Source organism: Romboutsia sp. BSD2780061687b_171204_C1 (genome assembly GCF_015560225.1).
Lineage (GTDB): Bacteria > Bacillota > Clostridia > Peptostreptococcales > Peptostreptococcaceae > Romboutsia_C > Romboutsia_C hominis.
Window position 1 is genome coordinate 443,792 of record NZ_JADMRK010000002.1, and the last position, 26,187, is coordinate 469,978.

General features: G+C 28.4%; 25 protein-coding genes. 1 reads left to right on the plus strand and 24 read right to left on the minus strand.

What is annotated here, in order from left to right; all coding sequences use genetic code 11:
* Positions 1–15 precede the first annotated feature (15 nt).
* The 22 genes from pgeF to lgt all read right to left on the minus strand — a co-directional run bounded on the left by pgeF (position 16) and on the right by lgt (position 22,175).
* Positions 16–726: a peptidoglycan editing factor PgeF gene (gene pgeF, locus I2H23_RS07140; protein ID WP_195581379.1), complete on the minus strand. Its 711-nt coding sequence runs from the start codon at positions 724–726 to the stop codon at positions 16–18.
* Position 727: 1 nt separating this feature from the next.
* A complete protein-coding gene (gene nrdR / locus I2H23_RS07145) occupies positions 728–1,186 on the minus strand; it encodes a transcriptional regulator NrdR (protein ID WP_092924195.1) in 459 nt (152 codons plus the stop codon).
* A 21-nt stretch (positions 1,187–1,207) separates the two neighbouring features.
* Positions 1,208–1,471: a YlmC/YmxH family sporulation protein gene (locus I2H23_RS07150; RefSeq protein WP_092924192.1), complete on the minus strand. Its 264-nt coding sequence runs from the start codon at positions 1,469–1,471 to the stop codon at positions 1,208–1,210.
* A 69-nt stretch (positions 1,472–1,540) separates the two neighbouring features.
* On the minus strand, positions 1,541–3,214 hold the full coding sequence (locus I2H23_RS07155; RefSeq protein ID WP_195581380.1) for a bifunctional diguanylate cyclase/phosphohydrolase: 1,674 nt from the start codon (positions 3,212–3,214) through the stop codon (positions 1,541–1,543).
* A gap of 65 nt (positions 3,215–3,279) precedes the next feature.
* Positions 3,280–3,399 carry a cyclic lactone autoinducer peptide gene (locus I2H23_RS07160; protein ID WP_092924187.1) on the minus strand — a complete coding sequence of 40 codons (120 nt, stop codon included), beginning with the start codon at positions 3,397–3,399 and terminating at the stop codon, positions 3,280–3,282.
* Between the two features lie 39 nt (positions 3,400–3,438).
* Positions 3,439–4,104: an accessory gene regulator ArgB-like protein gene (locus tag I2H23_RS07165; RefSeq protein WP_092924184.1), complete on the minus strand. Its 666-nt coding sequence runs from the start codon at positions 4,102–4,104 to the stop codon at positions 3,439–3,441.
* 2 nt (positions 4,105–4,106) lie between these two features.
* Positions 4,107–4,583, minus strand: coding sequence for a hypothetical protein (locus I2H23_RS07170; RefSeq protein WP_092924181.1), 477 nt, complete (start codon positions 4,581–4,583; stop codon positions 4,107–4,109).
* A 118-nt stretch (positions 4,584–4,701) separates the two neighbouring features.
* On the minus strand, positions 4,702–5,475 hold the full coding sequence (sigG, locus tag I2H23_RS07175; protein ID WP_092924178.1) for an RNA polymerase sporulation sigma factor SigG: 774 nt from the start codon (positions 5,473–5,475) through the stop codon (positions 4,702–4,704).
* Positions 5,476–5,554: 79 nt separating this feature from the next.
* On the minus strand, positions 5,555–6,277 hold the full coding sequence (gene sigE, locus I2H23_RS07180; RefSeq protein WP_092924175.1) for an RNA polymerase sporulation sigma factor SigE: 723 nt from the start codon (positions 6,275–6,277) through the stop codon (positions 5,555–5,557).
* A 28-nt stretch (positions 6,278–6,305) separates the two neighbouring features.
* Entirely contained in the window at positions 6,306–7,142 is an 837-nt protein-coding gene (locus I2H23_RS07185; protein ID WP_092924172.1) for a sigma-E processing peptidase SpoIIGA, read from the minus strand.
* A 405-nt stretch (positions 7,143–7,547) separates the two neighbouring features.
* A complete protein-coding gene (gene ftsZ / locus I2H23_RS07190; protein WP_092924169.1) occupies positions 7,548–8,717 on the minus strand; it encodes a cell division protein FtsZ in 1,170 nt (389 codons plus the stop codon).
* A gap of 539 nt (positions 8,718–9,256) precedes the next feature.
* Positions 9,257–9,979, minus strand: coding sequence for a cell division protein FtsQ/DivIB (locus I2H23_RS07195; protein ID WP_092924166.1), 723 nt, complete (start codon positions 9,977–9,979; stop codon positions 9,257–9,259).
* 103 nt (positions 9,980–10,082) lie between these two features.
* Positions 10,083–11,351: a UDP-N-acetylglucosamine 1-carboxyvinyltransferase gene (murA, locus tag I2H23_RS07200; protein ID WP_166505899.1), complete on the minus strand. Its 1,269-nt coding sequence runs from the start codon at positions 11,349–11,351 to the stop codon at positions 10,083–10,085.
* A 75-nt stretch (positions 11,352–11,426) separates the two neighbouring features.
* Positions 11,427–12,665: an undecaprenyldiphospho-muramoylpentapeptide beta-N-acetylglucosaminyltransferase gene (murG, locus tag I2H23_RS07205; protein WP_092924160.1), complete on the minus strand. Its 1,239-nt coding sequence runs from the start codon at positions 12,663–12,665 to the stop codon at positions 11,427–11,429.
* 14 nt (positions 12,666–12,679) lie between these two features.
* Entirely contained in the window at positions 12,680–13,810 is a 1,131-nt protein-coding gene (spoVE, locus tag I2H23_RS07210) for a stage V sporulation protein E (RefSeq protein ID WP_092924157.1), read from the minus strand.
* A gap of 33 nt (positions 13,811–13,843) precedes the next feature.
* Positions 13,844–15,205: a UDP-N-acetylmuramoyl-L-alanine--D-glutamate ligase gene (gene murD / locus I2H23_RS07215; protein WP_195581381.1), complete on the minus strand. Its 1,362-nt coding sequence runs from the start codon at positions 15,203–15,205 to the stop codon at positions 13,844–13,846.
* Between the two features lie 16 nt (positions 15,206–15,221).
* On the minus strand, positions 15,222–16,193 hold the full coding sequence (gene mraY / locus I2H23_RS07220) for a phospho-N-acetylmuramoyl-pentapeptide-transferase (RefSeq protein WP_092924153.1): 972 nt from the start codon (positions 16,191–16,193) through the stop codon (positions 15,222–15,224).
* A 37-nt stretch (positions 16,194–16,230) separates the two neighbouring features.
* Positions 16,231–17,604 (minus strand): UDP-N-acetylmuramoyl-tripeptide--D-alanyl-D-alanine ligase, encoded by a 1,374-nt coding sequence (locus I2H23_RS07225; protein WP_195581382.1) that lies wholly within the window; start codon positions 17,602–17,604, stop codon positions 16,231–16,233.
* Between the two features lie 225 nt (positions 17,605–17,829).
* On the minus strand, positions 17,830–19,809 hold the full coding sequence (locus tag I2H23_RS07230; protein WP_243248243.1) for a stage V sporulation protein D: 1,980 nt from the start codon (positions 19,807–19,809) through the stop codon (positions 17,830–17,832).
* Positions 19,810–19,824: 15 nt separating this feature from the next.
* Complete coding sequence (locus tag I2H23_RS07235; RefSeq protein WP_243248245.1) at positions 19,825–20,049, minus strand: hypothetical protein; 225 nt, start codon at positions 20,047–20,049, stop codon at positions 19,825–19,827.
* A gap of 401 nt (positions 20,050–20,450) precedes the next feature.
* On the minus strand, positions 20,451–21,386 hold the full coding sequence (rsmH, locus tag I2H23_RS07240; protein ID WP_195581384.1) for a 16S rRNA (cytosine(1402)-N(4))-methyltransferase RsmH: 936 nt from the start codon (positions 21,384–21,386) through the stop codon (positions 20,451–20,453).
* A 24-nt stretch (positions 21,387–21,410) separates the two neighbouring features.
* Positions 21,411–22,175 carry a prolipoprotein diacylglyceryl transferase gene (gene lgt, locus I2H23_RS07245; RefSeq protein WP_271933014.1) on the minus strand — a complete coding sequence of 255 codons (765 nt, stop codon included), beginning with the start codon at positions 22,173–22,175 and terminating at the stop codon, positions 21,411–21,413.
* A 205-nt stretch (positions 22,176–22,380) separates the two neighbouring features.
* Here lgt and I2H23_RS07250 point away from each other — a divergent pair, with 205 nt between their 5' ends.
* The gene (locus I2H23_RS07250; RefSeq protein WP_166505905.1) at positions 22,381–23,022 is read left to right on the plus strand and encodes a TrkA C-terminal domain-containing protein; all 642 of its coding nucleotides are present in this window, start codon (positions 22,381–22,383) and stop codon (positions 23,020–23,022) included.
* 52 nt (positions 23,023–23,074) lie between these two features.
* On the opposite strand, the gene I2H23_RS07255 is transcribed toward I2H23_RS07250, so the two are convergent.
* Both I2H23_RS07255 and yfmH read right to left on the minus strand, forming a co-directional pair.
* Entirely contained in the window at positions 23,075–24,640 is a 1,566-nt protein-coding gene (locus I2H23_RS07255) for a BCCT family transporter (RefSeq protein WP_207741706.1), read from the minus strand.
* A 245-nt stretch (positions 24,641–24,885) separates the two neighbouring features.
* A complete protein-coding gene (yfmH, locus tag I2H23_RS07260; protein ID WP_092924135.1) occupies positions 24,886–26,178 on the minus strand; it encodes an EF-P 5-aminopentanol modification-associated protein YfmH in 1,293 nt (430 codons plus the stop codon).
* Between the last annotated feature and the right edge of the window lie 9 nt (positions 26,179–26,187).

The following is a 26,187-nucleotide window of genomic DNA, read 5'->3' on the forward strand; positions in this document are numbered from 1 at the left end:
TATTAATTCACCTCTTTATTTTATCTCTAGTATCATACCTATTCTTTCATTTGTTTTATCATGTTTTCTGTAAGAATGGAATCTATCACTTTCACAACTTGTGCAAATATTTAAGTTTATTATGTTTTCTTTTTTAACATTACATTCTTTTAATATTTGTTCATTAACATTCCATAAATCTAAATGATACTTCCCTTCTTTTATTATATAAAATTTTTCATCTTTGTTTGTAAGAATTGTGTTAAATTTTTCTATAAGCTCTTCTGAAACTTCATAACAACATCTACCTATAGATGGTCCTATAACACTTACTATATCTTTTGGATTAGTGTTATATTTTTCTATCATTTTATCTATAGTATTTTTAACTATTTTTGAATAAGTCCCTCTCCATCCAGCATGGATAAGCCCAATAGCTTTATTTTTCTTGTCTATTAAAGCTATTGGAACACAATCTGCTGTAAATATTAATAGTGGAGTATTTATTAAGTTTGTTATAAGTGCATCTCCATCCTTTTTTAATCCTATATCAAACTTTTCAACTACATTAACTATATCTGAATGTATTTGTACATTACTTGTTAAGTTTTTAAAATTAAAGTTCCCTTCTTTACAAACAGTTAACATATCATCTTTTGACTTTGCATCTACATTTTTAAGAGTTACAGCTAAATTTACAAAGTCTAAATTTTTATCTATTTCATTTACTCTTATGAATTTTTCCATGCTAGTTACCTTTCTCTGTTAATATATTTTTTAGCTCTGCTACAAAAGTATTTATATCCTTGAATTGTCTATATACAGATGCAAATCTAACATAAGCTACTTCGTCAACCTCTTTTAGCCTATCCATTACCATTTCTCCGATTTCCCCAGTTTCTATTTCAGATATATAAAGCTTATTTATTTCGTTTTCTATATAGTATACTATGTCATCTATTTGCTCTACTGATACAGGTCTTTTTTCACAAGACTTTAGTATTCCATTTTTTAACTTTTCTCTATCAAAATATTCTCTATTATTATCTTTTTTAACTACCATTACAGGTGTCATCTCTATTTTCTCATAAGTAGTAAACCTTTTTTTACAAGATTCACACTCTCTTCTTCTTCTTATAGACTTTCTGTCTGTATGTCTTGAATCTACTACTTTAGATTCTTTATAGTTGCAGTAAGGGCATTGCATATCTATATCCTCCTTTGTTGGCTATATATTAAAATCGTCTATATTTAGTTCTGAACCTATATTTACTATTATAGTATCACAACCTATCTTTAGTATATCATTAAAAAATATAACTTGTCCTTCATCACCTCTTGAAAATAGACTTCTTCCTCCATCTCCACTAACTGTAAAAGACATTATTTTTCCCTCATTTATATCTAAATTTATATCAGTTATAAATCCCATTCTTTTTCCATTTTTAATGTTTATGATTTCCTTTTCCATTATATCAGATACTCTTAACATTATAATCCCCTCCCTTACAAAAATAAATATGTACTTGTACAAAAAAAAATAACCTTTATAGGCTATTTTTTAAAAATTATCTTTATATTTTTCTAACATCTCTATAAACTTCTCAACTAAATATGGATCAAATTGAGTACCAGCATTAGCTCTCAATTCTTGTATTCCTTCTTCATGGCTCTTCCTTGTGTTATATGGTCTATTAGATGTCATTGCGTCAAAACTATCTGCAATAGTAATCATTCTTGCCAAATATGGAATCTCCTCTTTTTGAAGTTTATCTGGATAACCTTTCCCATCATACCTTTCATGATGGTGTCTTATTATAGATCTAAAATCCTTTAGTGGCGCTATATGGTGTATAAGGTCAACTCCTGCTTGAGGATGATTTCTAAGCATATTAAATTCTTCGTCTGTAAGTCTACCTTTTTTATTTAAAACTTCTTCAGGAATTTCTAGCTTACCAATATCATGTAAATATGCTGCTATCTGTATTTGTGCTTGATCGTGTTCACTTAATCCAATAGACTGCGCAAACCACTTACAATAAATAACTACTCTCTCCGTATGGCCATATGTATATCTATCTTTTATATTTATCATATTTATAAATGTTTTTAATGATTTTATTGTTTCTTCTGGTATATTTATTTCTCTGCATAAGTCATATAATATACTGTGGTATGACTCTACTCTATTTTTATTAAAAGATTTTGCTCTATATAAGGCATCATCTGCTGTGTTTATAAGCTGATGTTTATTAATAGCACTATTTGGATAAGATGATACACCTATTGATATAGTAATATTTTTGTTTGGTTGATTTTCTTGACCTTCAAACTCAGTCTGTTGTATTGCATTTCTTATATTTTCACCAATTTTTATAGCATCCTCTTCTGTTGTGTCAGGAAGTACTGCTGCAAATTCTTCTCCACCATACCTTGCAACTATATCATTTTCTCTCATATTTTCATTTAATATTTTCCCAATCTTTTCAAGTAATAAATCCCCAGCTTGATGCCCATTTACATCATTATAATTTTTAAAGTAATCTATATCCATAAATAATAAAGAAACTTCTTTATCATTTTTATCTGCTTCTATTAGTGTATTATTAAGATATTCTTGAAAATACCTATGATTGTATAATCCAGTTAATTCATCTTTATTTGCTAATTCTCTTAATTCCTTACTATGTTCTCTTTCTGTATCAACATACATACCTAGTATAATAGCTATAACAAATAAGGCTGCACTAAGAACTAAATCTCTTTCAAAATATAACCTTAACATTTCTTCATTTCCACTTGTAAACATTATACTAATAGCTAGTATTGCTACTATTTGAATAATAGAAGATGCTACACCATAATTTTTCCCAAACTGTATTGAGGATATTATAACTATAAATATACTAAGTAATTTATATCCACTTTCTGCTTTTCCTGTGAAAAATACTACTATTATAAACATTCCTATCAGTATAGATGTTTCTAAGTAATCTAAAAATTTAGGAGACTTATCTATTCTATTTTTAGTATAAATAGATATCCATAAAAAGTAACCCATTAATATTGTTAATATTATACTTATTGATATTGTAATAGTTATTGCATCCTTTGCTTGTTCTTCAAAAGTTACAAAACTTGCTATAGCTAATAAACTTGATATAACGTATATAACCTTTAGTATAACTATTATCTCAAAAACTTTTTTATTTCTTTTTTTATCAAAATTTTGCATAGATTTCACCTAGAACTGTCTTTATTAAATTAAAATCATGAGGAGTAAATCCTCATGATTTTTTATTATTCTTCTCTTAATGACTTTGGTACTTCTGGTTCAAAGAATATAAGCATACAATATGTTGATGCTCCTTCTGCAACTTTAGTTAATAAATCAGATACTGAACCTAATAAGAAATCCATCTTATTTCCCCCTTACATTTTATTTTGCCCTAAATATATTTAAGACATATTTTTAGATAAAAACTTATTTATATTAAAAAAATTATCTAACAAGTTGATAAGTCTGCCCCCTAGGCTAGTTAATACAAACACTTGAAGTCCTATTCCTAGTACCATTGATAAGGCTATACTTTTTGCAATTGTAACATTGTTTATTGAATATATACTAAGTAATATTATAATTAAAACTACATATATATTAATTAGATTAAAGGCTTTTTTTCTTAATTTTTTTCTAGTACTTTCTTTTTTCAAAGGTTTATTCTTTGATGGTACTGGACATTTTTTATATAAAATATAATAAGAAAATCCTATTATAGATATTATCATTAATATAGTAATACTCATATCAATATCCATTATACTTATTGATATATAAGATAGTATATATGCTAATATAACTCCTATTAAAGTGCATCTCTCTGGGCTAGTTGCATGCACACCTCCAGAATACCTTTTTAAAATAGCGGATGTTATAGATATTGTCATAATTTCAATTAATGTTTTAGTTAATAAACCTACTATTATCGTTACAACTATTGCTAAACTAGTATGTAATATTGTAAATAGCCCATAGTTTATAACTGCTATTTCTTCATCATTTTTATCAAGCTTCTTCCCTAACTTATTCGACGCTTTTAACGATAACTCCTCTATTATCCCCATAATTATCCCCTCTTAATATATTGGTTCACATTTTCCATAACTATTTTTTTTAGTAAAAATACAATTCCTATAGCTATTAAAAGTGACGGTAACGTTCTTATAGCTGAAATTGGTCCGTCTTGATTGGTTAAAATTTCTATTGGTATATTTAATAAACTTGTTGCTATAAAAATATATATCCCTTCACTCATGGCAAGTGCTATAAAAAATAAGCATGTTGATATTACTGTTCTTAATAAATCACCATTTGACATTTTGTATAACATTATTCCTAAAGCTATCATAGATAATATTGTATGTACTCCAAAATTTATAGGTAAAGATCTTATCGCTATTACTATCACACCTAATAAAAATCCTTTTTTTAATATTTCTTTATTATCTAATTTTATTCCCATAAGCAACATCCCACAAAATATAGTTACTAGACTTTCTGGAAATGTACGCAAGATCATATATCCTATTGATGATGTTAACATGGTCTAACTCCTATTCTTATCACATATTAAGAAAAATTTTTCAATTTTTAAAAATGTTTTCTCAGTTCTAAGAAAAATCGTTGGCATTATATACCAACGATTTTTCTTATACTATATATTATATATATTTTCTCATATTTTTCAATGCGTTTTTTTCTATTCTCGATACTTGCGCTTGCGATATACCTATCTCATCAGCTACTTCTATTTGAGTTCTTCCTTTATAAAACCTAAGATCTAAAACTAACCTTTCTCTGCTATTTAATTTTTTTATGGCCTCTTTTAAGGCAATTTCTTGTAACCAATTTTCATCTGTATCTTTTTTATCTTGAACTTGATCCACAACAAATATTGCATCTCCATTATCCTGATAAACTGGATCAAATAATGATATAGGATCCTGTATTGCATCTAATGCCATTACAACATCTTCAATAGGTAATTCTAATTCCTTAGATATCTCAGATACTGTAGGTTCCTTTGAATTTGATCTAACAAGTCTTTCTCTTACTTGTAAGGCCTTATATGCAATATCTTTTAATGACCTACTTACTCTTATTGGATTGTTATCTCTTAAATATCTTCTTATCTCACCTATAATCATAGGGACTGCATAAGTTGAGAATCTTACATTTTGACTTAAGTCGAAGTTATCAATAGCCTTTATAAGTCCTATACATCCAATTTGAAATAAATCGTCTATATTTTCCCCTCTATTGTTGAATTTTTGTATTACACTTAAAACTAGTCTTAAATTACCTCTTACAAATTGCTGTCTTGCTTCTTCATCCCCATCTTTTATCTTGTGAAGAAGTTCGGTCATCTGATTATTTTTAAGTACTGGAAGTTCAGATGTATTTACACCACAGATTTCAACTTTATTAATTTGCATAAATTTCAGTCCTCTCTTAAAAGTTTTATCTATATGAAATTATTTACACATCATATTTTTTTATACTTTTAAGAGATAATTATATAAATTTTTTCATTTCTTTTTTTAATCTTGATATTATTTTTTTTTCTAATCTAGATATATAAGATTGAGATATTCCAAGTATATTAGCTACTTCTTTTTGAGTTTTCTCCCTTCCCCTATTTATTAACCCAAACCTTAATTCCATAATTTGCTTTTCTCTATCTGATAATCTATCTAAAGCCATAACCAATAAATCTTTATCTATCTCTTCTTCTATTATTTTATAGATTTCATCATTTTCTGTTCCTAATACATCTGAAAGTAGTAGTTCATTTCCATCTAAATCTATATTTAAAGGTTCATCAAAGGATACTTCTACCTTCTTTTTATTATTTTTTCTAAGATACATTAGGATTTCATTTTCGATACATCTTGATGCGTAAGTAGCTAATTTTATATTTTTATTTAACTTAAATGTATTTACAGCTTTAATAAGTCCTATCGTGCCAATTGATATTAAATCCTCAATATCAATTCCAGTGTTTTCAAATTTTCTAGATATATATACTACTAATCTTAAATTTCTCTCTATTAAAATTGTTTTTACTTCTTCATCTTTTTCTAACCTTTGTAATAGCTCACTTTCTTCATCTGAATTTAATGGTGGTGGTAATACATTTACGCCCCCCATGTAATACACACCTTTTGGTTTTAAGATTTTAAATTTAATTAGTATTTTCTTAATTCTGATAGATAACTTTGCAATTAATGACTTCATAATAATCTCCCCCTTTTGTTTGTTTTATTTACGATAATATACTAGGATTTAGTATAGCATTGTATTTATCATCATCAAAATCTGATATTCCAACCACTATATTACCTATTTTTGTTTTATCAATTTCTATATAATCAGCTTTTATACCAAGCATTATATTATTTTTGCTACTTCCACCATGCTTATAAGGTATAACTCTTACCCTAGATGCAATATCACTTTCTAAATTATCTATTATACTTTCAATCTCAACTATATCTATATCATCGTATTCATAATCGTATAGATAGCTTGGAATTATATTTCTCAAAGCTTTGGATTTTACTATTACTATGTCATTATTACTTAAAGGATCTTTTAATAAATTTCCAGTATCTAATAATGCCTTGCAACTACATGTCTTATTAAGCAATGTTATTTCAATTTCTTTTGTACTCTCCTTTATTTGCCTCATTAAACTTATATCATTATAGATATATTTTAAAAGTTCACAACTTGTATATGCACAAATGATTAAAAATGATATCTTTAAATGACTTATACCTGTGAAATAAATTATAAAAAATGTAGTTCCAGAAATAAATATATTAACTAATAAAAATACCAACAATACTCTAAAGTATTCTTTTTTATTTTTATAATCAAATAAAAATAATGTTATTAGTCCTATGATAATAATCTTTAGTGGTAGCGTAAATAATATATCTAGTTGTGGAAAAATGTACGCAATTGAATACAATGTACCTACAGATGCACATATCCATTTTTTTTTATTGTTATTATATTTTTTTGTTAGTATAGATGTACAACTTATAATAATATAATTTATTAATAGGTTTTCTATAATGTAGTACTCTATATACATTAAGCTAACCTCCTTTAACCTTTGTGTATATTATAAGTTAGATAGTTTATAATTTTATGTCATTTTTAATGGTCGAAACCCATTTATTTTAGTGTAAAAATTCACAAAAAAAGAAAGCATTCTGCTTTCTTTTCTATTTAATATTTATATAGTATTGTTATATTGTTTTTATTTAATTAACTTTGTTATTCTCTATACTAATATTTATTCAAAGTTATCTATCTTTATTCTTAAAATTATAATAACTAATTTTTTATATAAAAATTTTACTTTATTCATATCTCTACTTAATTTGCTAATTTCTCAAGTATTTTTTAGATTTATATATGCTATCTATATATTTTTTAATATTTTAAGCTTAATAAAAATTTTTTATATACAAAAAAAGAAGTCATTTAGACTTCTTTATCTTCTTCTTCTTAAGAAAGTTGGTATCTCCATTTCATCCTCTTCCATAAAGCTAGATCTTTTAGGTTCTTCTTTTGGAGCTATGATCTCTTCTTTCTCTTCTATTATTGATGTTTTTTGCATTTGTGGTGCTGGTTGTGTTGGTTGTGTATTTAAAGTAGGTCTTGAAGTAGCCTTTGGTTTTTCAGCTATCTTGTAACCTAAGTCATGATTATTTTCATCAAAACCAGTCGCTATAACAGTAATCATTATTTCTTCACCTAAGTCTTCTCTTATAGATGCACCGAATATTATGTTTGCTTCTGGGTCACATGACTCATTAACTAGAGTTGATGCTTCATTTATTTCAAGTAATCCTAGGTTAGGTCCTCCTGTTATGTTAAGTAAGACTCCTCTAGCACCTCTTATTGATGTTTCAAGAAGTGGTGATTGTATAGCTAGTCTAGCTGCTTCTATAGCTCTATTTTCACCTGAAGCACTTCCTAGACCCATATGAGCTAGTCCTTGTTCTTTCATTACAGAAGTAACGTCAGCAAAGTCTAAGTTTATAAGTCCTGGTACAGCTATTAAATCAGATATAGATTGTATACCTTGCTTTAATACGTCATCTGCTATAGAGAATGCGTCTAGCATAGATGTATTCTTTTGTACTATTTGTAAAAGTCTATCATTAGGTATAGTTATTAATGTATCAACTTTTGACTTTAATTCAGCTATCCCATTTTCTGCATTTTTCATTCTTACTTTACCTTCAAATAAGAACGGCTTTGTAACTACTCCTACTGTAAGTATTCCCATTTCTTTAGCAAGTTGAGCTATAACTGGAGCAGCACCTGTTCCTGTTCCTCCACCCATACCAGCTGTAACGAATACCATATCAGCACCTTGAAGTACCTTTACTATTTCATCCTTACTTTCTTCAGCGGCTCTTTTTCCTACTTCAGGATTTGCTCCCGCTCCAAGCCCTCTTGTTAATTTTTCACCTATTTGAATTTTATATTCTGCTTTTGATGTAAGTAAAGCTTGTTTATCAGTATTAACAGCTATAAACTCAACACCTTGAAGCTGTGCTTCAACCATTCTATTAACAGCATTGTTTCCACCGCCACCTGCACCTATTACTTTGATTTGTGCAAGTCCATCTGTTTCAACGTCAAAGTTTAGCATCGCGTAACCTCCCTATTTTATGATTATAAGTAAATGTATGTATTAATTATATCATTTAATTCTTGTTTTTGTTAATAATTAACTAAGTTATTCCACAAAAATATTCAATTTCCTCTTTTTTTATTTCTTAAATTTGTAACAATATGTCTTCTAATAACTGATAAGTTGTCATATAATCTCGACCTAAACACTAGTTTAGTGACATATTTACCTTAAAACCAAGACTTTATTGCACCAAATATAAAATCCTTACTTATAAGTATTTCTACAGATATATAAAAAATAATCTATAGGATAAGTAAACGTTATATAATATCAATCTACTATACATAAGGCTAATCTTATTAATATCCATATCATAAATGCTTACCCTCTTTATTTTACTTTGAAACACTTATATTTTTCAAGTTTTTTAATACTTTTTATTTATATTTTTTGTAGGAATTTTTTGTTATATTATTTTCCTCATTCATAACTTTTAATTGCATATTAAAAATCACTATGCCTTTTTATATTATTTTTGGTAAAATCACTCATACCTATGGCATGTAAATTGGATTTTTACCCTGTCTAAAATCAACTGTTCCTTTACTTATTTTACTACTTTGTAAATCTATTAATATTGCTTCTGTTTTTTTTATATTTTTTTCTATCTCTTTATTGTTTAAAAATATAATTTCTAAACCTTTTGGAGTGTACATTCTTATAGAATCTTCTTCTATTTTAACCTTATTTATTTTTTTGTATAAAGTGCAACTTTTTATATTTTTTAATACTTCCAATAAATTATTTTTATATCTTTCTTTTTTAAACTTTATATTATTATTCTTATCTAGCTTATATCCAATATCTATCATAAGATAATTATCTATTTCTTCATCTTTCTTAACTTTATCTATAAACTTACCTTTATTATCAATATAACATTTTAAACCATCATCTTGAATTATTCCTGATATTTCTTTTTCTATAATTATTATATGTAGCTTATTTGGAAATTCCCTTTTTACCCTTACATCTTCTATGTACTTATTTTCCTCAAGTTCTTTTTCCATATCTTTTAAGTTGTACATAAATATATTTTTATCTTCTCTTAGATCTAGAATTCTAACTATATAGTCCTTTGAAATTTTCTCATTTCCTTCAATTCTTATTTGATTACTATTGAAAATCTTGCTATTCAGTAGTGTGTATAAAATTACTATAATTATTAGTATTAATATTAGAATATTTATTAAAGCTCCCTTTTTTAATCTTTTCATAAAATATATCTCCTTAAAAATCGTATATAATATTAATACAACTAATAATATAATTTATCCTTTATACAATATAATCTTCATGAAAAAAAGGCTTAAAAGCCTTTTATTTTTCTATTTCCTCTATTTTTAATATATTTGCACCTAATCTTGTTAGGATATCTTCTATATTTTCATAACCTCTCTCAATATGATATATATTACTTATTTCTGTTTCCTGTGGAATAGTCAATGCCGCTAATACTAAAGCTGCCCCTCCTCTTAGGTCTGGAGATTTAACTTTTGCACTTCTTAACTTTTCTACACCCTTTATCATACATATATTTTCTGTTATATATTTAATATTAGCTCCTAACCTAGTTAATTCAGCACAATGCATAAACCTATTTTCAAAAATAGTCTCATGAAATACACTTATCCCATCCGAAAGGGTCATAAATGTCATAAGTTGAGCTTGCATATCTGTTGGAAATCCTGGATGAGGTGAAGTCCTAACTAAATCTATTGATTTTATTTTACTTGGTGGTTTAAGTAATAACCCACCATTTTTATACTCTATTTCACACCCTGCACTTCTTAGCTTATCACTTATAGGCTCCATATGTGATATTACTACATTATCTACTTCAAGTTTACCATTAGTTAATGCCGATGCTATCATATATGTTCCTATTGCTATCCTATCTGGTATGACATCATGTTCTACTCTGCGAAGTTTTTTTACACCTTCAATTTCTATATAATTAGTTCCGGCTCCCTTTACCTTGGCACCCATTTTATTTAAAAAATTTTGTAAATCTTCTATTTCAGGTTCTCTAGCTGCATTATATATTTTTGTTATTCCTGTTGCTTTAACTGCAGCTAGAATTGCATTTTCGGTAGCTCCAACACTTGGAAACTCAAAGTTTATTATATTTCCCTCTAAACTATCCTTATAACACTTTATAAAACCTTCGTCCTCTTCTATCCTTATACCTAATTTTTTTAAAGCCTTAAGGTGTAAATCTATTGGTCTTGAACCAATTGCACATCCTCCTGGGTAACTTATTTTAGTATAATCAAATCTACCAATCATTGCTCCCATTATAATTATGGAAGATCTCATTTTTCTAACGTAGCACTCCTCTATCTCCACTTGATCAGCAAATGAGCTATCTACAATAAGTGTACCATCGCTATAACTTACTTTACATCCAATGCTTTCTAATATTTTTATCATAAAATGTACATCTGATATATCAGGTACATTATGGATAATACTCACACTTTCATTAAGTATGGTGGCTGCCATTATTGGTAATATAGCATTTTTAGCTCCTCTTATACTAAGCTTTCCTTCTATTTTGTTGCCACCTTTAATTATATACTTAGACAAAATTATCCCCCCTAGTGCTGTATGTTAAATCATAAGGTCTATAATTTAAATATTATGTACTAGAGGGGATATATGTTACTTTTTCTTTATTCCAATTACTTTTGGTTGTTCTTGTTCTGTATCTTTATTACAAGCATTTTGTACTTCTTCTGCTTGATTATTTGTTTTTATCTTTTTATTTTCTTTTTTAGATGGTGATTTTTGCTTGTTATTAGCATTATAAATTTTTAGTATTTCATCATATATTATTTCAATAGCCTCAGGCTTTCCTATTTCTTTACTTGCATTTGCCATATCTATTAATTTTTCTTTATCTCCTAAAAGCCTAAACACTGTTTCATTTAATTTTTCAGGAGTTAAGTCTTTTTCAAGTATCGCTATTCCAGCACCTTGATTTTCTATACTTTTAGCATTATACTCTTGATGATTTTCAGCTGTATATGCTTTTGGTATAATTATTGATGGTTTTCCAAGTGCTGTTATTTCAGCTAAAGATATAGCCCCTGCGCTTCCTATAACTAAATCACTTGCTGCTAATGCATTAGCCATATCTTCTAAATATGGTACTACTTTTTGGTATGGCTTTAAATTTAAGTGACTTATAGTCTGAGAGAATTCTTCATAGTAATACTTTCCTGTAGCAAATATAAATGCTACGTCTTCTTTTACCATATTATCTATGACTAATCTCATTGCATTGTTTATATCTTCACTTCCTCCACTACCTCCGTAGCAAAGTACCATTTTCTTATCTTCAGTTATCCCTAAATTTCTTCTTGCTATATTTTTTCTAGCATTTAGTATTTCTTTTCTTACTGGATTTCCTGTAAGTGTTAATTTTTCTCTACTATCTTCAGGGAATCTTTGATGAGAATCTTCAAAGCTTGTTAATACTTTTGTAACCATCTTAGAAAGTATTTTATTAGTAACGCCTGGGAAAGAGTTTTGTTCATGTACTACTGTTGGAACTTTGTTTATAGCTGAGTTAAATAAAACTGGACCACTTACATATCCACCAGTACCTATTACAACATCTGGCTTAAATTTTTTAACAACTCTTCTTGATTGCTCTAATCCTTTAAATAACTTAAATACTCTTTTTACATTATCCAAATCTATTTTTCTTTTAAATCCTTGTACTGTTACTGTTTCTAATCTATATCCATATTTAGGTACTATTTCTGATTCTATACCCTTTTGAGTTCCTACAAAAAGTATTTCTGCTTCTGGATGCTCCTCTTTTATTTTATTTGCTATGGCTATGGCTGGATAAACGTGTCCCCCAGTTCCACCGCCTGATAATAAAACTCTCATTTTATCCTCTCCTGTTAATTAATTTTGACATGTTTTGAGATATTTAGGACTATTCCTATAGCACTCATAAATATTACAAGGGAAGTTCCCCCATAACTTATAAATGGTAATGCAACTCCTGTAACTGGCATTGATGATGTTGCTACAGCAATATTTAAAGCTGCCTGTATTCCTATTTGTGCACCAATTCCTATAACTACCATACAAGCAAATATATTGTCGCATTTTAATGCTATTCTTACGCATCTATACACTAGTATAACAAATAACATTATAACTACTGCACAACCTATAAGACCTAGCTCTTCTCCTATTATAGCAAATATAAAGTCATTTTGGGGCTCTGGTATGTAAAACCACTTTTGCTGGCTCTTTCCTAGTCCCATGCCAAATAGTCCTCCAGAGCCTAGTGCATAAAGCCCTTGAATGACTTGATACCCATTACCTAATGGGTCTTGAAAAGGGTCTAGAAATGATAATATACGCTTTAATCTATACTCTGAAGTTAATCCAAGTGCTAAGAATAATGCAATACCACTACCAAACATAAATCCAACTATTTTCATACTCATCCCTGCAACAAATATCATAACAAATGTTACTAATATTATAGTTCCTGCTGTTGACATGTTTGGTTGACCCATTATAAGTGTAAAAAATAAAAGTGGTACTAACATTAGTGGTATAAGCCCTTTTCTAAAAGACTTTATATTTTCATATTTTTTCTCTATTAATTTAGCTGTAATTATTATAGTTGCAAATTTAGCTATTTCAGCAGGTTGTATTGTAAATGCACCTACCCCTAACCATCTTCTAGCTCCGTTTGCTTTTATTCCAAGTGGAGTAAGTACTAATATAAGTAGTATTATAGATACTATACCTATAGGCTTTGTATTCTTTTTCCAGACCTTATAATCTACATTTGAAATAGTAATCATACAAATAAATCCTAGTATTGCATAAATTACATTTCTCTTTAGAAAATAATAAGCATCATGATGCTTAAAGGAGGATTGAACAAAGCTCGCACTAAACACCATGATGATTCCTATAAATACTAAAGTCATTGTAGTGTAAAATATCACACTATCAAACTCTGTTTTAACATTTTTTTCAATTTGTTTTTTTAAAGCTTCCTTAGTCATTAAAGACTTACCTCCATTCCCAAAACTAAGAGGTTACTTTAATTTGTTTACATTATCCTTGAAGTCATTACCCCTTACTTCATAACTCTTATACATATCCCAGCTTGCACAAGCAGGAGAAAGAAGTACTACATCATTTTCTTTTGCTATTTTATAAGATGTATTAACTGCTTCTTCCATATCTTTTACTAGATATATTTCTTTAAATCCTTTTTTAATTGCACATTCTTTTATTAAATTTGCTGTTTCCCCTAAAAGAACTAATGCTTTTACATTTTCTTTAGCTACTTCTAAAAATTCATCAAAAGTACTTTTCTTATCCATACCACCTGCTATTAATATTATAGGCTCCTTGTAAGACTGTACTGCCTTTATAGATGAATCTGGATTAGTAGCTTTAGAGTCATTTACAAATGTTACTCCATTTAGCGTTTTAACATATTCTTGTCTATGTTCTACCGCTTTAAATGTTTTTAGTACTTTTCTTATAACTTCTATGTCAACTTTTAGAACATATGCAATCATTGCTGCTGCCATACAGTTTTCTAAGTTATGATTTCCTGGTAAACTTAGCTCATCTTTGTTTAAAAGTACTATTTCTTTATCTAATCTTATAACTATATTGTTATTCTTATCTAAGAATATTCCTTCTTTTAATTCTGTAGTTCTTGAGAAGAATATTTTCTTAGCTTTAACTTTATCTTCTAATGCTCTTACATTTTCATCATCGTAATTTAGTATAGCAAAGTCTTCTTCACCTTGATTCATAAATATTCTAGATTTTGCTTGTATATAGTTTTTCATCGTATGGTGTCTATTTAAATGATCTTCTGTAAAGTTTAATATAGCACTAACACGTGGTTTAAAAGTGTCTATACTTTCTAATTGGAAGCTACTTAGCTCTGTTACTAATACAGAATCCTTAGTAGTAACCTCCACTGTATCTATAACAGGATTACCTATATTTCCAACGATATATGTATCATTGCTATTAGCTTTAAATATTTCTCCTACTAAACTTGTTGTAGTAGTTTTTCCATTTGTTCCTGTTATACCTATAAATACTGGATTATTAGTAGATAGTCTATAAGCTAATTCTACTTCTCCAATTAGTTCTATATTTTTCTCTTTTATCTTTAGTATAAATGGTAAATCTAGAGGAACTCCAGGAGATACCACTACTAATTCTATATCATCTATATTTTCTGGATGATATCCTAAGATATATTCTATATTGTCTAAGTCTTTTAATTCATTTAATATATCTTCTAGTTTTTCTTTTTCTTTTATATCATTTACTATTATATTAGCACCTAATTTATTTAAATGCTTTATTGTTGATATACCAGTTTTTGCAAGCCCTACTAATAGAACTTTTTTTCCATTAAGGTTCATTTTATTACCCCCACAATTAGAATATTGCTATTATTCCTATCCATGCTAAAACTACAGTAACTATCCAGAATGTAAATACCACTCTAGTTTCAGGCCATCCACATTGTTCAAAGTGGTGATGTATAGGTGCCATTTTGAATATTCTTTTTCCTCTTAGTTTGAAAGATCCTACTTGAAGTATTACTGATAATGCTTCTGCAAAGTATACTCCTCCAACTAATGGTATTAATAATATTGAATTAGTTAACACTGCAAATGCCGCAACTGCTCCACCTAATGCCATAGAACCAGTATCACCCATAAATATTCTAGCTGGGTATGAGTTAAATCCTAAAAATCCTAAACATGCTCCTACTGTAGCTGCTGCTAATACTGCAACATCAGGATTTGCAACTGTAGTGTATGATGCAAGTAACATAAAGAATATTGAAACTATTAAAGTTATTCCTGATGCTAACCCATCTAATCCATCAGTTAAGTTTACTGCATTTACTATACCTATTATTATAAATGTCATTATAGGTACGTATAATGGTCCTAAGTTTATATATGCATCTGTAAATGGTATTATAAGCTGCGCTGCACTTGGCGATGCACTATATTGATAATATGATATATATATAGCAAGTGCAAATTGAAGCACTATTTTTTGCCAAGGCTTTAAACCTAAAGATCTTCTTTTCTTTATTATTATAAAGTCATCTAAAAATCCTACCATACCAAATCCTATTATTGATATAAGACCTATTATTAAATCATTTCCAATTTGACTTCTAGTAAGCCCTGTTATTAGTATTGCTACCATCATTAATATTCCACCCATAGTAGGTGTTCCATTTTTTGCTAAATGCGTTTGTGGACCATCATCTCTAACCGTCTGCCCAAACTTAAATTTTGTTAACATTGGTATAAAAATTGGTCCTAATATTATTACTATTAGAAATGAAATCAATGATGTATACGTAAGTTCTGTTATTCCTAACATAATATATCTCCTCTCCCTTGCTGGCTATTTCTTTTGTTAATTACTTATTAAGATGTTCTACTATTTCTTCTAATTTCATACCTCTAGATGCTTTAACTAAAACTACATCTTCTTTATTTACTAAACTATCTATTTTACTTATAGCTTCTTCTTTAGTTTCAAAATGATATGCATTTTGGCTATTAAATCCTAATTTTACTGCCTCATCTTTTATAAACTTTGAATCATTACCTATAGTTATTAATAAGTCAGTATTTTTAACTGCTTCTTCTCCTACTAATCTATGTCCATACTCTGCATGTTCACCCATTTCAAACATGTCTCCAAGTATAGCTACTCTTCTTTTATTATATCTTCCTAATATTTTTAGAGCTGCTTTCATAGAATCTGGACTAGCATTATATGCATCATTTATGATTGTTAGGTTTTCATTTTTTATTATGTCTAGTCTCATTTTTGTAGCTTTGAAGTTTTTTAACCCTTCTTTTATCTTATCTAGTGAAATATTTAAACTCATTCCAACTAAAACTGCTGCCATTGCATTGTATATATTGTGTTCACCTACTGTAGGTATAAATATTTCTTCTTTAGAACCATTTATTATACATGTAAATGTTATACTATCTTCATTCATTTCATAGCTCTCACAATATATATCATTGTCTTTTGTAAATCCAAAAGTTTTTAGATTATAGTTAAGTTCTTTGTTTTTTAAGGTTGATAAAAACTTATCATCTCCATTAACTATTAATGTGCATGAAGAATCAAAATTTGTGGCTATTTCAAGTTTAGCTTTTAATATACCTTCTTGAGAGCCTAAATTTTCTATATGAGATAACCCTATATTAGATATTACTCCTATTTTGGGATTAACTATATTAGCTAGGTATTCTATTTCATTGAAACCTGACATCCCCATCTCTATAACTGCACATTCATGACTGTCATCTAATTTAAATAATGTTAATGGAACTCCTAATTGATTATTTAAATTACCTTCGTTTTTTAAAGTATTAAACTTTGATGATACTGCTGAGTATACCATATCCCTTGTAGTTGTTTTACCAACACTACCTGTTATTCCTATATATGGTATATCAAATTGCTCTTTATAATATTTCGCTATATCACCAAGTGCTACCTCAGTATCTTTGACTTCTATTAAATTTATGTCCGAACTATCTAATTTTATGCTACTACTTTCATTTTTTATAAAAGTTTTGCATCCATTTTCATATGCTGAGCTCATAAACTTATGTCCATCTAAGTTTTCACCTACTATAGCAACAAATACATTTTTATCATTTGCATTTCTACTGTCTATAACTATATCTTCAATACAGAAATTTTCATCACCTAGTGTTAACTTACCTTTCGTTGCAATAACTATATCAGCTACTGTTAGACTTTTCATCTTTCAACCTCCTTTAAGTTATTAAATTTAACTTAATTTTCTGAATAAAGGGCAATGTATGTGTTATACATTGCCCCCTTCTACTCTTAACTTTATTAATTATATAATATATTGTTGTTTTTTTGAAGGTATTTCTAACAGATGTTAATAATCTTTTACTTTTTAGTTACAAATTTTTACATTTTTCTCCAGAAGTATTATAGTTCTTTTATATATATTAATTATTTATTTAAAATAAAGTGCTATGCTAGATTCTTCATCCACCTTTATACCAGGTTTTGGAAACATATCAATAACCTTAGTTCCTTTAGGAATTTCTATGTCCGTGTCTAAGTTAGGTATTAAATTAACATCTTCTAATGCCTTTACAGCATCTTCTATGGCTAGGTCCCTTACGTCTGGAACTGTAACTTTATTTTTTTCAAATTCTTCTTTTTCTTCTTCACTATATTTTGGCTCTACTCCTAAATAAGGTAGTGCATCATTCATTATTTCTTTTACTATAGGTCCTGCTGTTGTACTACCAAAAGCACTTACTCCTGTTGGTTCATCAACTATTGCAAGTACTACTATTTGTGGGTCATCAGTTGGAGCTATCCCTATAAATGAACATATATATTTTCCTTGTGCATACCTTCCATCTATAACTTTTTGAGCAGTCCCTGTTTTCCCACCTATTCTATATCCTGGTATATATGCAGCTTTGCCTGATCCTTGACTTACAACAGACTCTACTATTTCCATCATCTTCTTTGACGTTTCTTCTGATATTACTTGTTTAACTTTCGTAGGTTTTATTTCCTCAATTACATTTCCTTGATTATCTGTATAAGCTTTTACAAATCTAGGCTCCATTCTATTACCATCATTAGCTATAGACGATATTGCTGTTATTAGTTGTATTGGAGTAACAGATATAGATTGACCAAAAGATATCGTAGCCAACTCTACTGGACCAACATTTTTTTCATTATATAATATACCTTTTGCTTCTCCTGGAAGATCTATATTTGTTTTATCCATAAATCCAAATCCTTCTATGTAATCATATAATTTTGATACTCCTAATCTATTACCAACTTCTACAAATACAGGGTTACAAGAATTTTGTACTCCTTCTTTAAAACTTTGCTCTCCATGAGGTCTATAATGTCTCCAACATTTTATTCTTTGACCTTTGATAGTTACTCCACCTGTACATGTAAACTTTTCATTTTCTTTTATAACATTTTCTTCTAATCCTGATGATGATGTTATAAGTTTAAATGTTGAACCTGGTTCATAAGTATCACTTATAACTGGATTTCTCCACATTTTATAATATCCTTGTATCTTATCTTTATCACTGTATTTATCTAATTCTTCTTGATAATATGGATATATTGGGGTTCTTGGGTCATTTGGATCATAATCTGGCTTTGATGCTAGAGATAGTATATCTCCTGTTTTAGGGTCCATTGCTACAACTGTTACCCTTTTAGCATTATTAACCTCATATGCCTTTTGAACAGCTTTTTCAGTATAATGTTGTATTACTTCATCTATTGTAAGTACTAACCCCTTACCTTGAACAGGTTCATAGTACTGTTCCATTCCTCTTGGTATTTCTCTTCCTGATGCATCAGTACTTACTATTAATTTTCCTGCTTGACCTTTTAAATACTTATCATATTGCATCTCAATACCTGCAATTCCTTGAGAATCACTTGATGTATGTCCTAATACATAAGAAGCAAAGTTTCCATATGGATAGTATCTTTGATTATCTTCTGCTACCCAGATACCTGGTATTTTAGCCTCTCTTATTTTTGTTGCTTTTTCATCATCTATCCATCTTTCTATTTTAACTAATGCCATGTTTTTTTTGTTTACTAGCTTGTATATATCTTCATATTCTTTGTCTAAAATTTCAGCCACTTGTGTTGATGCACTTTTTTTGTCTTTGACTTCTACAGGCTTACACCATACAGTGTATTTTGTAACACTTACGGCTAACTCTTTCATATTTCTATCATATATAGTTCCTCTTTTAGGCTCTATAGGAATCTCTCTTGTTTGTTGTTCAATTGCCTTGGTACTTAACCACTCCCCTTTTATGAGTTGAAGATATCCTGTTCTAAATGTTAGTCCTAAAAAAAGTATACATGCTAACATAAGAACAAGCACTAATCTCTTTTTACTTATTCTCTTTACTTTTTTACTCAATTATTTTCCCCCTTACTACTTAATCTGTATGTATCTTATTTGATTCTTTGTAGGATAATCCATATTAAGTTCTTCTCTAGCCCTTTTTTCTATTTCATGTATTGATGTTTTAGTATCTGCCTTAGCTTTTGCTTCCTCTAGCCTTATTTCTTCTTTTCTCAATTCTTTTTTGAGATTACCTATGCTATATTTAAGTTCCCCTATTACTGAATATCCACATATATTTATTATTACCGTCATAAAAACTCCTACTGATAATGAGAGAATAAAAATAATTTTTTTTACTCTTATAATTTTATGTTTATTCTTTTTTCTCTTTTTATATTCGTTTATATCCTTGATTTTATTATTTTTTTCCATTAATCCACCTTCACTTTATCTTTTGATTTATTTTATATAAGCTTATTGCTAAATTTAAATTTGTAAAGTATTTATATATTTCAAGGTTATACATTGCCTTCCTTTAAACTTTCATCGTAAAATAAATACAATAACAAACAAAAAAACTAGGAAATAATTATATATAACAAAATAATTTTTTCTTATTACATCAATTTACATAATCTATTTAATGAACTTTTCCTTTATGCAAATAAAAAGAGTGTGTTGTGATTATAAAATCACAACACACTCTTTTTATATTATATTCTTTCACATACTCTTAGTTTTGCACTTCTACTTCTTGGGTTAACTTCTATTTCTTCATCACTTGGTAATATTGGCTTTCTTGTTATTACCTTTACAAGTGATTCTTTGTCACATTGACACATTGGTATATGAGATGGACATACACAATCTAATGCTAAATCCCTAAATTCATTTTTTACTATTCTATCTTCTAATGAATGGAATGTTATTATACAAACTCTTCCACCTTTATTCATTATAGATACTGCATCATCTATCATTTTAGTTATTACACCTAATTCATTATTTACTTCTATTCTTATAGCTTGGAAAGTTCTTTTAGCTGGGTGGGGTCCATCTATTCTAGCTTTTTTAGGTATTGCCTTTTTTATTACTTCTACAAGTTCACCTGTTGTTTCTATAGGTTTTTCTTTTCTTTCTTCTACTATAAACTTAGCAATACGTTTTGACCAGTTTTCCTCTCCGTATTCTTTTATTATTTTGTGTAATTCATCTTCACTATATGTATTTACTACATCATATGCAGAAAAATCACATCTTACGTCCATTCTCATATCAAGTGGTGCGTCCTGCATATATGAAAATCCTCTATCAGCTTCATCTAATTGATGAGATGATACTCCTAAGTCAGCTAAAACTCCATCTATTTTATTTACACCAATTTTTTCTAATTCTTCTTTTAGATTTTCAAAGTTACTATGAACAAATCTTACTCTATCACTATAGTCACTTAATCTTTCCTTTGCTGTAGCTATAGCATTTTTATCTTGGTCAAATCCTATAAATAATCCTTTATCTGATAATCTTTTTACTATTTCTTTTGAGTGTCCAGCACCACCCATTGTACAGTCTACATACACTCCATCTGGTTTTATATTTAAATTATCTATACACTCATTTAAGAGTACTGATACGTGATGAAATTCCATTTTGATATTCTCCTTAACCTAACTTTATTCTTCTGTGTTTTCTTTTTTTGATTTTTTTGATAAGTATATATGACAAATAATACCACCTATAATTCCTATTAAACTAATAGCTTGTGCCATTCTTATAGGCCCTAGCATTAAACTATCCGTTCTAAGACCTTCTATAAAGAATCTTCCTGTTGAATATAATATAATATAATATACTATTATTTGCCCTTCATATTTCTTTTTCTTTCTAAATAACCATAGGAATAAAAATATACCTAAATCCCAAATAGATTCATATAAAAATGTTGGATGAACCTTTACACCATCTACCATTATGCCCCAAGGTAGCGTTGTTGGTCCTCCATGAGCTTCTCCATTTATAAAATTGCCCCATCTACCTATAGATTGAGCTAAAGGCATACCTATTATAACTGTATCTGCCATTTTTAAGAAATTTATTTTTCTTATTTTTGTAAATATGTACCCAGCTAATACTCCACCTATTAAGGCTCCATGTATAGCCATTCCTCCACCTCTAAAGTTTAGTGTTTGAGAAGGATATTGAGAATAATATTCCCAATTAAATATTACATAATACAACCTTGCACATAATAAACCTGTTGGTATAGCAACTATGGCTAAATCTAGTACATCATCTTCTTTAATTCCAACTCTTTTAGCTTCCCTTAAAGCTATTATAGTTCCTAAAATCATTCCTGTAGCCATTAGTATCCCATACCACATAACATCTATCCCAAATATGTTAAATGCTACTCTGTCCATATTTTTCACCTCTTGAATTTGTTTTTTATTTAATTGTAAATATAAAACTTGTATAAATTATGAATTTCTCTGTAATATTTTAATAATATTAATATATCTTATATATGCTAATTATTCAATGTTAATAGTATTATATTTAATATTTAGCTAATTTTATTTATATAGACATATTAGTTACTTGGAAGTAAAATATTATAGATAAGTATATACTTGAGGTGAAGATATGGAAAAAAAATATTCAATGCCTATATATCATAAAATCGCTCTAGATATAGCTAATAAAATTCACCTTGGAGAAATTAAAGAAGGTAGTTTACTAAAGGGAAGATCTTCTCTTGCTGCTACCTATAATGTTTCTCCTGAGACAATTAGAAGAGCTATGAAAATACTAGAAGATTTAGGCGTAGTTTCTAGCGTTAAAGGAAAAGGTATTTTAGTTTTATCATCGGATAAAGCACTTTCTTTTCTAAATAAGAACCAAAATATTACAAATGTATCATCATACAAATCTAATTTAAATAAACTTTTAGCATCAAAAGCTCAGTTAGAAAATGAAATACTTGATAATATAAATAAAATAATAGACTACTCTAGTAGGCTAGCCAATATAAACCCTTTAGTTCCTTTTGAATTTGAGATAACTAAAGAATGTAGAGTTATAGGTATGACTTCTGGAGAAACTAAGTTTTGGCAGCATACTGGCGCTACAATAGTTGGTGTTAAAAGGAATGGAGAACTTATGATTTCACCTGGACCCTACATAGAATTTATGGAAAATGATATATTATTAGTTGTTGGGGATAGCAGTATCCACCATTCAGTTCCTTCATTTTTATATGAGGATAACACTAAAAATGATGTTTAAGCACAAATAAAAGCAGATTATGTCCTGTGATAATCTGCTTTTATTATATAAATTAATTGTTTATTTTTTCTATATTGTATTTTGCTGACTTTCTATCTTTATATAAGCTTGATTTTTTGCTTACTACATATATATTTTCTTGTTTAACTTCTTCTCTAAGAGCCTTAATAATAGATACAATGCTTAATAAAACTATTATAGTGAATGGAAATGCTGATACTATAGACACCATTTGTAGTGTATCTAGTCCTCCTGAAAGTAAAAGTGCTATTGCAAGAAGAGCTTGTATTAATCCCCATGCTATCTTTTTACTTCCTTTAGGATTTAAATCTCCATTTGATGTAAACATTCCTAATACATATGTTGCTGAATCTGCTGATGATATAAAGAATGTACATAAAAGTACCATAGCTACTATTGATAGCATTCCTCCAAATTGATATTGAGAAAATACTTCAAATAAGGCTAATTCCGTGACCTTTGTTGCACCTTGTACAAACGCTGGGCCTAAGTGTATACCTAAGGTTCCAAACACTGTAAACCATACTATACAAACTAGGGCTGGTGCTAAAGTTACACCTACGATAAATTCTCTTATTGTTCTACCTTTTGATATTCTTGCTATGAATACCCCAACAAATGGTATCCAAGCTATCCATAGCGCCCAGTAAAATACTCTCCACTGACCTATCCATTCTTTGCTTGGATCCATGTATATACTTTGAGATATAAACTCTGTTAAGTATGCTTGTGTTCCATTTCGAAGATTATCTATCATCTCTAATTTAGGTCCTATTATTATTGCTCCAACTAATATAAATACTGCTAAACTTAAGTTTACATTAGATAATATCTTTATTCCTTTATCAAGCCCACTAGTTGAACTTAACATATATAAAACAGTTGCTATAGCTATTATTATTATTTGTAACTTTAAAGTGTTTTCTATGTTAAATACATATTCAAGTCCACCTGCTATTTGCATAGTTCCCATACCTAAAGATGTTGCTATACCTGTTACTGTTGTAAATACTGCTAGTATATCTATTGTTTTTCCTATTGGACCTCTTACTCCATCTTCTCCAAGTATAGGTAAGAATATGCTACTTATAAGCCCTGGTGAATCTTTTCTAAATTGGAAGTATGCAAGCGCTAGTCCCATTATAGAATATGCTGCCCATGGATGAAGTCCCCAGTGTATATAAGACTGTTGCATTGCAAATGTTACTGCCTCGTTAGAAGCAGGTGTAGCCCCTATTGGTGCTATAAAATGTTTCATTGGTTCTATTGTACCGAAAAATATTAATCCTATTCCCATTCCTGCTCCAAATAGCATAGAGAACCAAGATAGTTTACTAAACTCTGGTTTATCATTATCTTTACCAAGTTTTATATCTCCGTATTTGCTGCAAACTAAAAATATTGCAAAACCTACTAATATTAACATGGTTATTATGTAAACCCAACTGAAATTTTGTATTATGACATTAAACATGTTATTAGATATTTCTTTGAATTTATCTGGAAATGCTATACCAGAAAAGACTACTGATATTGACAGTATCAACGATAATAAAAATACATAATTCGTTTTATTTTTGTTGTATATGCTGTTCAAATTAATTCCCCCTAATTCTTCATTTATTTAGGTGACTTAATCAAAAGTTTTTATAACCTACAACTTCATTATATTGTAAAGTTGTATCTTGTGTCAACAAAAGACCTCTGTTTTCTCTTAATTTATACAATTTAAATACATTGAAATTCCAGTACTTGTATTCATTTATAATTTTTTTATTTTTTTTATTTTTCTATTGACTTTTCACTATAAAAAATAGCTAACTCTCATGAGTTAGCTATTTTTTATTTTCCACTTGGTTCAACTATAGATATTACACAATATTCTTCTTTTAAGTGACTGTGCAATCTTTTTTCTACTTCACTAAATTCTATTGATTTTAGTACATCTAGATAGTCTAGTAAATTTATATCCTTAAATTTATAAGATATAAAGTTATTAGCTATAAAGTTTACAGAGTCAAAGTATTTTAAAAAGTTTCCTATTTTCTTTTTCTTTATTCTTTCAAACTCTTTTTCATCTAAGCCTTCTTTTTTATATTTTTCTACATATTCTAATATTTTATTCTTTACTTCTCTTGGATTATTCGAATCTCCACCTATTATTGTAAAGGCATAATCGATTTGAGATGAGAATCCTGCTCCAAAGTTTTCATTTATTAATCCACTCATATATAAATCTTCATATAGTCTGCTACCTTTTTTAAATATTATATCTATCAATATTTCAGTAGCTATTTCTTTTTTAAGTAGTTCATTTCCCTTTATACCTACATTATCATCCTTAAATGCTATATTAAACATTGGCATAGATATAGGGAACTTCGCAACTACTTCCTTTAGATTTACTTCTTTAGGTTCATTTGGATAAAATTTTTCTATTTTATGAGATAACTTGTCTACATCGTAGTTATTAGATTTTTTAACAACATCCATAACCTTATCTACCTCTAAGTCACCAACAACAAATAGTGCCATATTTCCTGGGTTATAAAAAGTATTATAGCATTTGTATAATTCTTCTTTTGTTATTTTATATATACTATCAACTGTACCTGCAATGTCTACTCTTACTGGATAATTAACATATAATGCTTTAAGACAGTTAAAGTATACATTCCAATCTGGATCATCATTATACATTTTAATTTCTTGTTCTATTATTCCCTTTTCTTTTTCTACATTTTCATCTGTAAAATAAGGAGTTTGTACATAGTCTATTAAATGTTCTAAACTCTCATAGAAATTTTCAGTACATGAGAATAAATATGCTGTCATAGTAAAGTTAGTAAATGCATTTGCACTTGCTCCCCATTTAGAAAATTTATCAAAAGCATTTCCGCCATCTGGTTGTTCAAACATTTTGTGTTCTAAAAAATGTGCTATTCCTTCATTTACCCTTATTTTTTCATTTTCTCCAATAGGTACAAATTCTAGTTCATTAGAACCATAGTTTGTAGCTAATACTGCATATTTTTTAGTAAATCCTTTTTTAGGCATAAAGTAAACATCAAGTCCATTTTCTAACTTTTCATAGTACATTTCTTCATTTAGTATATCATTAACTATTTTATCCATATCTATCAC